Annotated in this window: 16 protein-coding genes; 13 read left to right on the plus strand and 3 right to left on the minus strand. The window is 67.9% G+C overall.

The features are described 5' to 3' along the window. Nucleotides 1-106: 106 nt before the first annotated feature. From ING15_RS09660 to ING15_RS09670, 3 genes are all read left to right on the plus strand, one after another. Entirely contained in the window at nt 107-886 is a 780-nt protein-coding gene (locus ING15_RS09660) for a 3-hydroxybutyrate dehydrogenase (RefSeq protein WP_206454600.1), read from the plus strand. A 45-nt stretch (nt 887-931) separates the two neighbouring features. Next, nucleotides 932-1,090, plus strand: a complete 159-nt coding sequence (locus tag ING15_RS09665) for a DUF3096 domain-containing protein (protein WP_206454601.1) — start codon at nt 932-934, stop codon at nt 1,088-1,090. Between the two features lie 124 nt (nt 1,091-1,214). Next, entirely contained in the window at nt 1,215-2,060 is an 846-nt protein-coding gene (locus ING15_RS09670) for an SDR family NAD(P)-dependent oxidoreductase (RefSeq protein ID WP_206454602.1), read from the plus strand. Here the strand turns inward: ING15_RS09670 and ING15_RS09675 are convergent. Then, a complete protein-coding gene (locus tag ING15_RS09675) occupies nt 2,035-3,549 on the minus strand; it encodes a cobyric acid synthase (protein ID WP_206454603.1) in 1,515 nt (504 codons plus the stop codon). The two genes, ING15_RS09670 and ING15_RS09675, sit on opposite strands and share 26 nt — an antisense overlap. 108 nt (nt 3,550-3,657) lie before the next feature. Between ING15_RS09675 and ING15_RS09680 the strand changes: the two genes are divergently transcribed. The 10 genes from ING15_RS09680 to cobM all read left to right on the plus strand — a co-directional run bounded on the left by ING15_RS09680 (nt 3,658) and on the right by cobM (nt 12,551). Then, a complete protein-coding gene (locus tag ING15_RS09680; RefSeq protein WP_206454604.1) occupies nt 3,658-3,909 on the plus strand; it encodes a type II toxin-antitoxin system Phd/YefM family antitoxin in 252 nt (83 codons plus the stop codon). Continuing rightward, nucleotides 3,909-4,349: a type II toxin-antitoxin system VapC family toxin gene (locus tag ING15_RS09685; protein WP_206454605.1), complete on the plus strand. Its 441-nt coding sequence runs from the start codon at nt 3,909-3,911 to the stop codon at nt 4,347-4,349. Before ING15_RS09680 ends, ING15_RS09685 begins: the two co-directional genes overlap by 1 nt. Nucleotides 4,350-4,603: 254 nt before the next feature. Continuing rightward, a complete protein-coding gene (locus tag ING15_RS09690; protein ID WP_206454606.1) occupies nt 4,604-5,752 on the plus strand; it encodes a sirohydrochlorin chelatase in 1,149 nt (382 codons plus the stop codon). Between the two features lie 881 nt (nt 5,753-6,633). Next, complete coding sequence (locus ING15_RS09695) at nt 6,634-7,311, plus strand: precorrin-8X methylmutase (protein WP_206454778.1); 678 nt, start codon at nt 6,634-6,636, stop codon at nt 7,309-7,311. A 2-nt stretch (nt 7,312-7,313) separates the two neighbouring features. Then, the gene (gene cbiE, locus ING15_RS09700; RefSeq protein WP_206454607.1) at nt 7,314-8,537 is read left to right on the plus strand and encodes a precorrin-6y C5,15-methyltransferase (decarboxylating) subunit CbiE; all 1,224 of its coding nucleotides are present in this window, start codon (nt 7,314-7,316) and stop codon (nt 8,535-8,537) included. After that, entirely contained in the window at nt 8,534-9,277 is a 744-nt protein-coding gene (gene cobI / locus ING15_RS09705) for a precorrin-2 C(20)-methyltransferase (protein WP_206454608.1), read from the plus strand. Before cbiE ends, cobI begins: the two co-directional genes overlap by 4 nt. After that, entirely contained in the window at nt 9,274-11,097 is a 1,824-nt protein-coding gene (cobJ, locus tag ING15_RS09710) for a precorrin-3B C(17)-methyltransferase (protein WP_206454609.1), read from the plus strand. The genes cobI and cobJ overlap by 4 nt, the downstream gene beginning before the upstream one ends. A 32-nt stretch (nt 11,098-11,129) precedes the next feature. After that, nucleotides 11,130-11,417: a toxin-antitoxin system TumE family protein gene (locus tag ING15_RS09715; protein ID WP_206454610.1), complete on the plus strand. Its 288-nt coding sequence runs from the start codon at nt 11,130-11,132 to the stop codon at nt 11,415-11,417. Beyond that, entirely contained in the window at nt 11,410-11,775 is a 366-nt protein-coding gene (locus tag ING15_RS09720) for an HVO_A0114 family putative DNA-binding protein (protein ID WP_206454611.1), read from the plus strand. Before ING15_RS09715 ends, ING15_RS09720 begins: the two co-directional genes overlap by 8 nt. After that, nucleotides 11,772-12,551 (plus strand): precorrin-4 C(11)-methyltransferase, encoded by a 780-nt coding sequence (gene cobM, locus ING15_RS09725; RefSeq protein ID WP_206454612.1) that lies wholly within the window; start codon nt 11,772-11,774, stop codon nt 12,549-12,551. The genes ING15_RS09720 and cobM overlap by 4 nt, the downstream gene beginning before the upstream one ends. 1 nt (nt 12,552) lies before the next feature. On the opposite strand, the gene ING15_RS09730 is transcribed toward cobM, so the two are convergent. Next, on the minus strand, nt 12,553-13,308 hold the full coding sequence (locus ING15_RS09730; protein ID WP_206454613.1) for a cobalt-precorrin-6A reductase: 756 nt from the start codon (nt 13,306-13,308) through the stop codon (nt 12,553-12,555). Next, nucleotides 13,292-14,425 carry a cobalt-precorrin-5B (C(1))-methyltransferase gene (locus ING15_RS09735; RefSeq protein ID WP_206454614.1) on the minus strand — a complete coding sequence of 378 codons (1,134 nt, stop codon included), beginning with the start codon at nt 14,423-14,425 and terminating at the stop codon, nt 13,292-13,294. The genes ING15_RS09730 and ING15_RS09735 overlap by 17 nt, the downstream gene beginning before the upstream one ends. Nucleotides 14,426-14,438: the final 13 nt, after the last annotated feature.

Raw genomic sequence — 14,438 nt, forward strand, 5'->3', positions numbered from 1 at the left:
GGAGAGCGGGTCGCAGCATCAATAAATTCGGTCGAAAGGGCCGGCGGGAACTTTAAGTCCTCGCCGGCCCTTCCATGTCCGCGGACGGACAACAAGGAGCGCGGTCATGCAACTGGAAGGCAATGTCGCCGTCATCACCGGCGCCGGCTCGGGTATCGGCAGGGAAATCGCCCTCGCCTTCGCGCGCAAAGGTGCCAGGATCGCGGTCTGTGACATCGATGTAGATGGGGCCGACGCGACCGTCGCCGAATTGGAAGCGGCCGGCGCCGAAGCGATGGCGGTGACGATGGACGTGACCGACGAGAGCGCCGTAAACGCCGGGGTCGATGACGTCGCGGCCCGATTCGGCCGCGTCGACACGATGGTCTCCAATGCCGGCATCCAGATCGTCCACCCGATCGAGGACTTTCCCTATTCCGAGTTCCGCAAGCTGGTGGCGATCCATCTAGACGGGTCGTTCCTTTTGACCAAGGCCTGCGTGAAACACATGTATCCCCGGAAATCCGGCGCGCTGATCTATATGGGCTCGGTCCACAGCCACGAAGCCTCGGCGCTGAAGTCGGCTTATGTCGCGGCCAAGCACGGCATTCTCGGGCTCTCCCGGGTGATGGCCAAGGAGGGCGCCAGGCATGGGGTGCGGTCCAACACGATCTGTCCAGGCTTCGTGAAGACGCCGCTGGTGGAAAAGCAGATTCCCGAGCAGGCGCGCGATCTCGGTATTTCCGAGCAGGAGGTCGTCGACCGGGTGATGCTCGGCGAGACCGTCGACCAGGAATTCACGACGATGGCGGATGTCGCCGCGGTCGCCGTCTTCCTCGCCGGTTTCCCCTCGAACGCGTTGACCGGCCAGTCGATCGTGCCGAGCCATGGCTGGCACATGGCCTGACGCGATTCGCGTCCTATCTCTTTCGCCGGAAGAAGGAGTCTCCCCATGGAAATCATCACCCTCCAGCCGATCGTCGCGCTGGTCGCCGGCATTTTGATCCTGATCATGCCGCGGCTGCTCAGCTACATCGTCGCGTTTTACCTGATCTTCGTCGGATTGACCGCGATGTTCCCGGACCTCTTGACCCGCTTCACGGCCGGTTGAGGTGCGAAATCGGCGCCGGCCTCGGCGTTCAGGCAGGCCATCTGCGATGACGCCGCGAGCCTGACGGCCCGGACGGTGGAACGCCGCGGCCATTCCCCGCGAACTCACGCGAAAGGAGATCGTGATGACCCATCCCATCATTGCCGAAGGCCGCGTCGCCGTCGTCACCGGCGGCGCCTCCGGTATCGGGCTGGCCGCAGCCAAGCGCTTCGCCGAAGCCGGCATGACGGTCTGTCTCGTCGACCGGGCGGCCGAGCGCCTGGCCGAAGCGAAGGAAGCGGTTGCGGCGCTGAGCCCGTCCGGCAGCGTGCTGACCTCGCACACCGACGTCGGCGATCGCGCGGCGGTCGAGGCGCTGGCGAAGAACCTGTTCGGGCGCTTCGGGACGGTTCATCTGCTCTTCGACAATGCCGGAATTCAGCCCGGCAGCGACATCTTCGGGCCGGTCGCCAATTGGGACGCGGTTCTGCGCGCCAATCTGCACGGGATCATCCATTTCGCCCAAATCTTCGGCGAGCGGATGGTTGCCGAGGGCGAGCCGGGGCTGATCGTCGTCACCGGCTCCAAGCAGGGCATCACCACGCCGCCGGGCGATCCCGCCTACAATGTCGCCAAGGCCGGGGTGAAGGCGTTCACCGAAGCGCTGCAGCATGATCTGCGCAACCGGGAGGGCTGCCGGATCGAGGCGCGCCTGATGATCCCCGGCTTCGTCTTCACCCCTCTGACCCAAAAGGGGCGCACCGGGAAACCCGAGGGAGCCTGGACCCCGGAGCAGACCGCCGATTTCATGCTGGAAAAGCTCGGCACCGAGGATTTCTACATCCTTTGCCCGGATGGCGAGGTGACCCGCGAGATGGACGAAAAGCGCATCGCCTGGGCGGCCGGCGACCTCGTCGAAAACCGCCCGCCGCTGTCGCGCTGGCACACGGACTGGGCCGAGAAGTTCAAGGCGTGGGCGAAAGGGACTTAGGACGGTTAGCTGTGGCTTTCGCTATGGTCAGCAGCCCTTCCACATCCACCACCCGCTCCAGCGCGTCGGCGATTTCGTCCAGCGCGGCCTCGACACCGGCGCGGTAGCCGGGTCCGGCGGCCTCCAGCCCGAAGCGCGACAGATAGCGCCGGCGCCAGTCGTCGGCGCCGAACAGCCCGTGTAGATAGGTCCCGAAGACGCGGCCGTCGGGCGATGTCGCGCCGTCCGGCTGCCCCTCGATGAGGCACACCGGCCGGGCGCAGTCCGGGCCGCTCGTCCGTCCGAGATGGATCTCGTAGCCTTCCAGTGGCTCGCCGTCGGGGGTCGTCGCGCGGGCCTCGCGCACGGTCTTTTCCGGCTCCATCACGGTTTCGACGTCGAGGAGGCCGAGCCCCGCCGCCTCGCGCACCGGACCCTCGATGCCGTCCGGATCGCGGACGCGGCGCCCCAGCATCTGGTAGCCGCCGCACAGCCCGACGACATCGCCGCCGCGCGCGTGATGTTCGGCAAGGTCCCGGTCCCAGCCATTCGCCCGGAAGGCGGCGAGATCCGCGATGGTCGATTTCGAGCCCGGAACCAGCACCAGCGCCGCGTCGTTCGGCAGGCTTTCGCCGGGTCGTATGAACGCGACCGCGATATCCGGCTCGGCCTTCAGCGGATCGAGATCGTCGAAATTGGCGATCCGACCGAGCAAGGGAACGGCGATCTTGAGCTTGCCTGACCGGCCGCCGCGCGACAGGCGCTCCAGCGCGACGGAATCCTCGGCCGGCAGTTTCGCCGCCGCATTCAGATGCGGCACGACGCCGAAGGACGGCCAGCCGGTAAACCGGGTGATGGCGGCAAGCCCGTCGTCGAACAGCGAGACGTCGCCTCGGAACTTGTTGATCAAAAAGCCCGCCACCATCGCCCGGTCGTCTTCGCTAAGGATCGCATGGGTGCCGACGAGCGAGGCGATGACGCCGCCGCGATCGATATCGCCGACGAGGATCACAGGCACCTTCGCGGCTGTGGCGAATCCCATATTGGCGATGTCACCGGCCCTCAGATTGATCTCGGCCGGCGAGCCGGCGCCCTCGACGATAACGAGATCGGCCTCGGCCGACAGCGCCGCGAAGCTGTCGAGCACGTTCTGAAGGAGGGTCGGTTTCAGACGCTGGTAGTCGCGGCCCTTGGCCTCGCCGGCGACGCGGCCGCGCACCACGATCTGGCTGCCGGTCTCCGATTGCGGCTTGAGGAGAACCGGGTTCATGTCGACGGTCGGCGGCGTGCCGCAGGCCAGCGCCTGCAGCCATTGCGCCCGGCCGATCTCGCCGAAATCCGCCGTGCCGGGAATGGCGGCAACGGCCGCGTTGTTCGACATGTTCTGCGGCTTGAACGGGCGGACGGCGAGCCCGCGCCGGGCGAACAGCCGGCAGAGCCCGGCGACGAGCACCGTCTTGCCGACATCGGAGCCGGTGCCCTGCAGCATGATGGCGGCGGTCTGGCGCATGTTCCCCTCCTCGCCTGCCGCGCGGCCCAAGTCCAGTACCCGACCACAGCTTGATCGTCCCGGATGCCCGTATTACATTTGAGAAAACGTAATACAGATGGGGCGGCCATGCGGACCTTCGGCAGCCGCGAATTCAATCAGCAACATGGCCGCGTCAAGGATGCGGCGCGGAAGGCTCCCGTTCGCATCACCGAGCGCGGGGAGCCGGCCTTCGTCCTGATGTCCGAGGCGGAATACCGGCGGCTGTCGCGCCAGCGGCAGACGCTTCTCGACCTCCTGGCCGACCCTCGCCCCGAAGCCGATTTCGCGTTTTCCCCCGAACGCGTGGACATTATGAGCCGAGACATTGACCTCGGCTAATGCGCTATCTGTTCGACACCAACGTAATTTCCGACAGCCGGCGGCCTGAGCGGACCAACGATCATTTCAGGGGCTTCATCGCGGCAATCGCGCCGGAGGATTTCGGTGTGTCGGTCGTGACGATCCTCGAAATCGAATTCGGCATCCTGCGCCAGGAGAGGCGGGACGCGAACTTCGCGCGACTGCTGCGCGAATGGCTCGAAGCGCTGGTTCTGCCGCTGCTGGAAAACCGCGTCATCGACGTGACGCTGCCGATCGCGCGGCGCTGCGCGACACTTCCGACGCCGAACAGCGCGTCCACGAACGACGCGCTCATCGCGGCAACGGCGCTGGAGCTCCAGCTCCCTGTCGTCACCCGCAATATTGGCCATTTCGAACGATTCGGCGTCGAGATCATCGATCCGTGGCAGGCGGATCGCTCCGGTCCGCACCCGCGATAAGAGGCTTGCCGCAGGTGCCCGCTTCAATTTCCCGGCGTCGGGCGACCCCCGCTTTCGCAGACTCCGTTTGACCGTGTGGCTCTCCCGGTCTACGCGTTCCGTCGAAACTGACGGTGCCCGGTTACGGGCTGAAACACATTCCGGTGCGGCCGACCCAAGCAGGGGGCCAAGACGGAGCTGTCGGACCGAACCGCGCTCCGGATTCGCCGGGCGCGGCTCCTCCGGCGTCGGAACGAGATGAACGGAGGCCGATCATGAAGGCTCTGATGCTGTGCGGCCATGGTAGCCGCGACCAGGGCGCGATGACCGAGTTCGGCGGCTTGGCGGACAAGCTCCGCGCGCGCCTGCCGGACTGGCATGTCGAACACGGCTATCTGGAATTCGCCAAGCCGGTCATTCGCGACGGCCTCGACCGCCTGCGGGAAAGCGGCGCGGACACCGTCCTGGCATTGCCGGGAATGCTGTTCGCCGCCGGTCACGCCAAGAACGACATTCCCTCGGTCCTCAACACCTATGCGGCCGCCAACGGACTTCGGATCGAATATGGCCGCGAGTTGGGCATCGATCCGAAGATGATCCGGGCCGCCGGCGATCGGATCCGGGAGTGTCTGCGGGCCGATGGCTGGCGCGAGGGCGAGCCGCTGCATGACACCATGCTGGTCGTCGTCGGGCGCGGCGCCTCCGACCCCGACGCCAACTCCAACGTTTCCAAGGTCATGCGGATGCTGTGGGAAGGCCTCGGCTTCGGCTGGGGCGAGACCGCCTATTCGGGCGTCACCTTCCCGCTGGTGGAGCCGGGTCTCGACCACGCCGCGCGGCTCGGCTACCGGCGCATCGTCGTCTTCCCCTATTTCCTGTTCACCGGCGTACTGGTGCGGCGCATCTACGATCAGACCGACAATGTCGCGGCCCGCCATCCCGAAATCCGCTTCCTCAAGGCCGGCTATCTCGCCGCTCATGATCTGGTCGTGGAAACCTTCGTCGATCGCCTGAACGAGATCCTCGAAGGCACCAACAACATGAACTGCCAGATGTGCAAATATCGCGAGCAGGTGCTGGGTTTCGAGGCGGAGGTCGGGCTCGCCCAGGAGAGCCATCACCATCACGTCGAGGGCGTCGGCTCCTCCGCTGACTGCACACTTTGCGACACGGTCTGCACCGGTGCCTGCCGCGCGGCGGCGCAGGAGCCAGACCACGGTCATCAAATCGCCCACGGTACCGGGCATGTCCACCATGACCATACGCATGAAGGAGGGCAGGCGCATCATCACGATCATGACCACGGCCATTCGCATGGCGACGCCGGCCATCACCACCACCCCTATCCGCAGGCCGACCATCCGCTTGGTCCGCGGTCTATGAAAGCCGGGACGATGCCGAGCGCGGCCGTGAGCAAGCCATGAAGCCGCTATTCGACCGCTACGCGATCGTCGACTGGTCCGCGTCCAACACGCCGACCACCGGCAAGGATTCGATTTGGATCGCCTTTGCCGATCGCGACGGGGCCGAGACGCGCCTTCTCGAGACGGTGAACCCGTCGACGCGGGAAGCCGCGATGGCGAAATTGCGCCAGTTCTTCCGCGACGCCTTGGCCGAGGAGAAGCGCGTCTTCGCCGGCTTCGACTTTCCCTTCGGCTATCCGGCCGGCGCCACCGGCGCGATCGCCGGCGCGCCGGGCTGGCAGGCGCTGTGGGGTTTTTTCGCCGATGCGCTCAAGGATCGCGACGACAATTTCACCAACCGTTTCGAAGTCGCCGGTCGGCTGAACCGCGAGGCCTTGGCCACGGCGCCGATGTATTGGGGCCGCCCGATGCATCAGGAGATTCCGGGCCTGCCGGTCGCCAAGCCCGAGCCCTATCCGACCGGGCTGGCCGAGCGGCGTCTCGCCGAGCGCCGGGCGGTCAAGGCCCAGCCGGTGTGGAAGCTCGCCTTTGCCGGCAGCGTCGGCAGCCAGGCGATCACCGGCATCGCTCGGCTGGAGCATCTCAGGCGTGATCCGGAATTCGCCGAGCATCTGGCCGTCTGGCCGTTCGAGACAGGCTTTGCCGAAAATCTCGCCGCGACCATCGTGCTGGCGGAGATCTATCCTGGGCTGGTGCCGGTCGAGCAGGGCGAGAAATCCTGCCTCGACGAGGCGCAGGTCGAAACCCTCGCCGACATCTTCGCGCGCTTCGACGCGGAAGGGCGCCTCGGCGAGCTTTTGTCGGCGCCGGCCGATCTCTCCGAGGCCGAGTCCGCCGCCGTGTTGTCCGAGGAGGGCTGGATCGCGGGGCTCGGACATCGGCTGGGTGAGACCGCTGCCGAAGAGTCCGACCCTTATCTCGCCCCCGGCGCGCGCCTCTCCTACATCCGCAACCCGGCGGCGATCTACGCCGAAAGCTTCCGGCTGATCCGCCAGGAAGCGGATCTGTCGACCATTCCCGAGATCGGTCATGATCTGGCGATCCGCCTGGTCCACGCCTGCGGCATGCCGGACATTCTCGCCGATCTGGTTCTGTCCGACGGCGCGATCGAGGCAGGACGCGCGGCGCTCGAAAGCGGGGCGCCGATCCTGTGCGATGCCGAAATGGTGTCGCACGGTATCATCTCCGCCAAGCTGCCGCGCCAGAACAAGATCGTCTGCCGGCTCGGCGATCCGCGCACAAGGCGGATCGCCGAGCGCGAGGGCACCACGCGCTCGGCCGCGCAGGTCGATCTGTGGACCGATCTGATGGAGGGGGCTGTGGTCGCGATCGGCAACGCGCCGACGGCGCTCTATCGCCTGCTGGAAAAGCTGGATGAAGGGGCGCCCCGTCCGGCTCTGATCATCGGCCTGCCGGTCGGTTTCGTCGGCGCGGCGGAATCGAAGGCCGAGCTCGCGCGCGACGTCCACGGCGTGCCCTTCGTGACGCTGACGGGGCGGCGCGGCGGCAGCGCCATGGCGGCGGCGGCGGTGAACGCGCTGGCAACCGGTCTCGACTGACGATGGCGGAGACGGCCGGGCCGTGGCTGACGGTGATCGGTATCGGGGACGGCGGCCTGACGACGCTCAACGACGAATCGCGCGCCGCGCTCGCTACGGCCGAGACCGTCTTCGGCGGCGAGCGGCATCTGGCGATGCTCGGGGATTCGCAGGCCCGGACCGTCGCCTGGGCCAAACCCTTCGCGGATTCGCTCGCGGCGCTGAAAACCTGCGCCGGCACGCCGACCGTGGTGCTCGCCACCGGCGACCCGATGTGGTTCGGCGTCGGCGCGACCCTGACGCGGCATTTTTCGCCTGAGGAGCTGCTTGTCATCCCGGCGCCGTCGGCGTTTCAGCTCGCGGCGGCCCGCCTGGTCTGGCCGCTGGCCGGCTGCCGCTGCCTGACGGTGCATGGCCGGCCGGTCGAGACCGTCAATCGCTATCTGGCGCCCTCGGTGCGGCTTTTGATCTATTCCGAGGATGCGTCGTCGCCGCAGGCTATCGCGCGGCTCCTGACCGGACGCGGCTTCGGGCCGAGTCGGCTCGTCGTGCTGGAGCATCTCGGCGGCGACCGCGAACGCGTCCGCGAGACCACCGCCGCCGGTTTCGACCTCGCCGACATCGCCGATCTGAACACCGTCGCGGTCGAGTGCGTGGCCGGCCGGGCGGCGACGCCGCGACCGCTGGTGGCCGGGCTTTCGGACGACGCCTTCGTCAATGACGGCAAGATGACCAAGCGCGTGTTGCGGGCGCTCGCCGTCGTCGCGCTCGAACCGCTGCCGGGCCAGCTGCTCTGGGATGTCGGGGCTGGCTCTGGCTCGATCTCGATCGAATGGCTGCGCTCCGGCGCCGGCATGTCGGCCGTCGCGATCGAGCCGGTGGCCGAACGCCGGGCAATGATCGCCGAGAACGCCGCCGCGCTGGGCGTGCCCGAACTCGCGATCGTCGGCGGCGAGGCACCGGCCGCCTTCGCGGGGCTGGCGCAGCCCGACGCGGTGTTCATCGGCGGCGGCCTCACCGACGGCGTATTCGACGCGGCCTGGGGCGCGCTGAAGCCGGGCGGCCGGATGGTCGCCCATGCGGTGACGCTGGAATCGGAAGCGATCCTGATCGCGCTGCATGCCAGGCTGGGCGGGGAATTGATGCGGATCGGGGTCGAGCGGGCCGAAAAGGTGGGACCCTATCGCGGCTTCAAGCCGGCGATGCCGGTCGTTCACTGGCACGTCACCAGGGGCGATGCTCCATGAGCGCGGCGACCGGCACGCTCTACGGTCTCGGCGTCGGGCCGGGCGACCCGGAACTGATAACGCTGAAGGCCCTGCGCCTGCTCAGGGCGGCGCCGGTCGTCGCCTATCCGGCGCCCGATCACGGCACCAGCTTTGCCCGCGCCATCGTCGCGGCCTATCTTTCGGCCGAACAGGAGGAATTGCCGATCGTCGTGCCGATGCGCGTCGAGCGGTTTCCGGCGGCCGCGATCTACGACGAGGCGGCGGAGCGGATCGGCGCGCGTCTTGCCGGCGGCCTCGACGTCGCCGTCCTGTGCGAGGGCGATCCGTTCTTCTACGGTTCTTTCATGTATCTCTTCGAGCGCCTCGCCGGCCGTTTCCCCACCGAGATCGTGCCGGGCGTCAGCTCGGTGATGGCCGCCTCGACCGCGCTGAAACGGCCGCTCGCGGCCCGCAACGATGTCCTGACCGTGATTCCCGGTCCGCTCGACGACGGCGCGCTCCGCGCCCGGATCGAAGCGGCGGAGGCCTTCGCGATCATGAAGCTCGGCCGGCATTTTCCCCGGGTCAAGGCGCTGATCGAGACGCTGGGGCTCATCGACCGCTGCGCCTATGCCGAACGGGTGTCGCTGCCCGAGGAGCGGCTGCTGCCGCTTCGCGACGTCTCGGGCGACGCCCCGTACTTTTCGATGATCCTCGGCTATCGCGGCACGGAGCCGGCGATCCGGGGCGCCGCCCTTTGCCGGGAGCCGACCCGATGACCGGCAAGACCGCCGCCATCGTCATTCTTACGCCATCCGCCCGCGCGCTGGCCGACGGCGTGGCGACCCTGATCGGCGGCGCGGTGCACGGCCCGGCCAAGCGCTGCCCGGATGCCGCGATCGTCTTCGATGAAGCGGGGCCGCATCTCCGCGCCCTGTTCCGCGAGGGTCGGCCCATTGTCGCGGTGATGGCGACGGGGGCGCTGATCCGCATCCTTGCGCCGCTTCTGTCGGACAAACAGGCGGAGCCCCCGGTTGTGGCGCTGGCCGAGGACGGTTCGGTCGCCGTGCCGCTCTTGGGCGGCCATCACGGCGCCAACGATCTGGCCCGCAAGATCGCCGACGATCTGGGCGGCGTTGCCGCGATCACCACCGCCGGTGACCTGCGCTTCGGTGTCGCGCTCGACGCGCCGCCGCCCGGCTGGCGGCTGGAAAATTCCCAGGACGCCAAGCAGGCGATGGCCGATCTCGTCGCCGGCGCCACCGCGCGGCTCGACGGCGAGGCGGCGTGGCTGTCCGCCTCCCGCCTTCCTTTCGCGCCCGACGGCACGGTTCGGCTTTCGGTCACGGAAGAGGCGCGCGCGCCGGTCGTCGGCGAACTGCTTTATCGCCCACAAACCCACATCCTCGGCATCGGCAGCGAACGCGGCGCGCCGGTCGCGGAGGCCATTGAACTGGCGGACCGCGTTCTCGCCGAGGCCGGCATCACCCCGATGTCGCTCGCCGCCGTCGCCTCGATCGATCTGAAGGCCGATGAGGCCGCCATCCATGCCGTCGCCGAGAATTACGGCGTTCCCGCGCGCTTCTTCGCCGCCGCCGAACTGGAAGCTGAAGCCGGGCGCCTGGAAAATCCGTCCGACATCGTCTTCGCCGAGACCGGCTGCCACGGCGTTGCCGAGGGCGCGGCGCTCGCCGCCGCTGGCGCCGAAGGCCGGCTCGTCGTCGCCAAGCGCAAGAGCCGGCGGGTGACGGCGGCGCTCGGCCGGGCGCCGCAGCCGCTCGCCCCGGCGCGGATCGGCCGCGCGCGCGGCACACTGTTCGTCGTCGGCATCGGCCCCGGCGGCGAGGAATGGCGCTCGCCGGAAGTCAGCCGCATGGTCGAGACGGCAAGCGATCTTGTCGGCTATTCGCTCTATCTCGACCTGCTCGGGCCGCTGACGAATGGCAAGATGCGGCACGATTTCGACCTCGGCAAGGAAGAGGCGCGGGTGCGCCACGCGATGGAACTGGCCGGCGAGGGCCGCACCGTTGCGCTCGTCTGCTCGGGCGACGCCGGCATCTATGCGATGGCTACGCTGGTCTTCGAACTCATCGACAAGGGCGGGGTGTCGGACGCCGCGCGGCGGATCGCCATCCAGTGCTCGCCCGGCATTTCCGCCCTGCAAGGGGCGGCCGCCCGCGCCGGCGCGCCGCTCGGCCACGATTTCTGCACCATCTCGCTGTCCGACCTGTTGACGCCGTGGGACGACATCCAGCGGCGGGTGCGCTCGGCGGCCGAGGCCGATTTCGTCATCGCCTTCTACAATCCCGTGTCGAAGAAGCGCCGCACCCAGTTGGCCTTCGCCCGCGACGAACTGCTGAAGCATCGCCCCGCCGCGACGCCGGTGATCCTGGCGACCAATCTCGGTCGGGACGGCGAACGGGTTCGGTTCGTGCCGCTCGCCGAGCTCGACATCGACGATGTCGACATGCTGACCGTGGTGATCGTCGGCTCGTCTGAGACAAGGCTGGTCACCACCGGCGACGGGCGCCAATGGGCCTATACGCCGCGCGGCTATGCGGCAAAGGCGGGAACGGGGATGCAGATCGGTGCGGCTTGATGTAAATTACAGCATATGGGATAAAGAACATCATGAAGGCGCAGTTGCTGGACCGCCGGAAGGAGAACTTGCGGAACGGCGCCATCGTCGAAATCACCATCTGGCGCCTGCCGGCGCCCACGTCCGAGCGGCCGCATGGGCTTAAATATTCGCTCTTCTATGGACGGCCGGGCAAACGGATCATCGGCTACGACAATGAAAGGGGCAAAGGCGATCACCGACACTATCGAGGCCGTGAGGAACCTTATGTCTTCGTCGATATCGCTACGCTCCTCGATGATTTTCAGCAGGACATCGAGAAGGAGCTGAAAGATGGATGAAGTCATCGTCAAGGTGTCGTCTCTCGATGAGTTCTTCGATGAGGCGAAGCTGGCCGCTCGCCGTATCGATGCGGGGGATTTCACCCCGTCGCCGGCCGCTTGCCTTGGATTCGAGACCGCCGAGCTGTTGCTGAAGACCTTGACGCCCAACCGTTGGACCCTGCTGCGTACGCTTCGAAAAGCCGGCCCCATGTCGATCCGGGCTCTTTCCCGGCTGCTTGGACGCGACTATCGGGGGGTCCACTCGGATGTTTCGGCGCTTCTGGAGCTTGGCTTGATCGATCGGGACGACAAGGGCCTGATCCGCGTCCCTTGGTCGAAAATCACCGCCGAACTGTCCATCGAAGAGGCCGCATGACCGTTCATTTCATCGGCGCCGGTCCCGGCGCGCCGGATCTCATCACCGTTCGCGGCCTGCGGCTGATCGAGGCCTGTCCGGTGTGCCTTTATGCCGGCTCGCTGGTGCCGGAGGAGGTCGTCAGGGCGGCGCCCGAGGGGGCGCGCGTGCGCGATACCGCCCCGATGACGCTCGACGAGATCATCGCCGAAATGCGTGAGGCGCACGAGTCGGGCAAGGATGTCGCCCGCGTCCATTCCGGCGACCCGTCGCTCTACGGCGCCATCGCCGAGCAGATGCGCCGGCTGGATGCGCTCGCCATTCCCTACGACGTCACGCCGGGCGTGCCGGCCTTCGCGGCGGCGGCGGCGGCTCTGCAAAAGGAACTGACGGTCCCGGAAATCTGCCAGACGGTGATCCTCACCCGCACGGCGATGAAATCGTCGAAGATGCCGGAAGGCGAGGAGCTATCGACCCTCGGCCGGAGCGGCGCGACGCTGGCGATCCATCTGTCGGTGCGCAATATCCCGCACATCCAGCGCGAGCTCCTGCCGCTGCCGGCCTACGGCGAGAACTGCCCGGCGGTCATCGCCTACCGGGTCGGCTGGCCGGATGAGACCTTCATCCACGGCACGCTCGGCGACATACACAAAAAGGCGCGCGCGGCCAAACTGACTCGCACCGCGCTGATCTTCGTCGGACGGGCGCTGGGCGCCGAGGATTTCATCGATTCCAAGCTTTACGACGCCGGTCACGTCCATGTGCTGCGGCCGAAGCGCAAGACGCTCGCTTCGTGATCTAGACGGAAGGGTTCATGCCGATAAGGGTCAGCACCGCGTCGAGGGAACCGGCGACCGGCGGTGGAGCGCTGGGCGGCCGTTCGATCATGATCACCGGCAGGCCGAGCCGCCGCGCGGCTTCGACCTTGGCGTATGAGGCCGCGCCGCCGGAATTGCGGCAGACCAGATGGGTGATGGCGAGACGTGCGAGCAATTCGACCTCTTCGTCGGCGTCCGGAGACGGCCGGCCCAGTACGATCTCGGCCGGAAACGGCAGCGGGTCCGGTGGCTCGATCATCCGCACCACGATGTCGAGATCGGGCCGGCGCGCGAAGGGTGCCAGATGCTGCCGCCCCAGCGCCAGCAGCGGCCGCGCCTTTGCCGGCAAAGCATCGCAGGCATCGCCGAGGCACGCGACGCAAGTCCAGCGGTCGCCCGTTTGCGGCTCCCAGGCGGGACGGACCAGCGCGACGCGCGGCACGCCGGCGGTCTCAGCGGCTTTCACCGCATTGCGCGAGATGCCGGCGGCGAAGGGATGCGTCGCGTCGACGAGATGGGTCACGCCTTCCTGGGCGAGGAATGTCGCGAGACCATCCGCGCCGCCGAACCCTCCGACGCGGATCTCGCAGCCCTCGGGGAGCACCGGCGTCGCCGTTCGGCCGGCGAGCGACAGCAAGATCCTTGCATCCGGTCGCATGATGCGAATCCGGCTAACCAGCCGGTTGGCCTCCGCCGTCCCGCCGAGGACGAGGATGATCTCAGTCGGTGCGAGCAAGGATCGCGCCCTCCCGATCGACGACGACGATGTGCGGCGTCACCGGCGCGCCGCGCAGGATATCGGCCGCGCTTTGCCGCGCCCGCTCGGCGATGGCGGCGGACAGATCGATCCCCTCGCCGGCGCAAAGCTCCAGCACCGCCTTCGCGGTGTTGGCGGCAAGGATCGCTGGACGCAGCGCATCGGCCTGATCCGGCGAAAGGTCGCCGGCGATGTCGGCGAGAAAGGCAGAATCCACCTGGCTGCGGCCGGAGTGCAGGTCCATCGCGCCCTGCGCCAGCTTGGTGAGCTTGGCGAAGCCGCCGGCGATGGTGACGCGGTCGACGGGATGGACGCGCAGATATTTGAGCAGGCCGCCGGCAAAGTCGCCCATGTCCAGCCAGGCGCTCTCCGGCAATTCGGGATAGAGCGCCCGGGCGGCGTCCTCGCTGGCCGAGCCGGTGGCGCCGACCACATGGGTGAGCCCCGCCGCGCGCGCCACGTCGACGCCGCGATGGATCGAATGGATCCAGGCCGAGCAGGAGAAGGGGTGGACGATCCCCGTGGTGCCGAGGATCGACAGCCCGCCAACAATGCCGAGGCGCGGGTTCCAGGTTTGCCGCGCCAGCGCCTCGCCGTCGGTGACGGAGATCTCGATGGCGACGTCGGCCGCGCGGCCGTGATGAGCGCAGAGGTCGTCGATCACACCCCTGATCATGCGGCGCGGCACCGGGTTGATCGCTGGTTCGCCGGGCGGAATCGGCAGGCCGGCGCGGGTCACCGTGCCGACGCCGGGGCCGGCGGAAAAGACGATGCCGGAACCCGGCGCGCCGAAATGGACAGTCGCGACGATCTCGGCGAGATGCGTCACGTCCGGATCGTCGCCCGCGTCCTTGATGATCGCCGCCATCGCCCGGCCGCTTTCGAGCCCCGTCCGGTTGAGCGCGAAGGCCGGTGTCTCGCCCTTCGGCAGCACGATCTCCACCGGATCGGGAAATTCTCCGATAAAGAGCGCCGTCAGCGCCGCCTTGGTCGCCGCGGTGGCGCAGGCGCCCGTCGTCCAGCCGCGACGCAATGCGCCGGCCGGCTTGCCGTCGCCGCGCTGTTCCACCTTGCCGTCGCCGAGATTGAAACCCATGCCCGGCTTATAG

Origin of the sequence: Aurantimonas marina (assembly GCF_017183135.1) — a bacterium.
Taxonomy (GTDB): Bacteria; Pseudomonadota; Alphaproteobacteria; order Rhizobiales; family Rhizobiaceae; genus Aurantimonas; species Aurantimonas marina.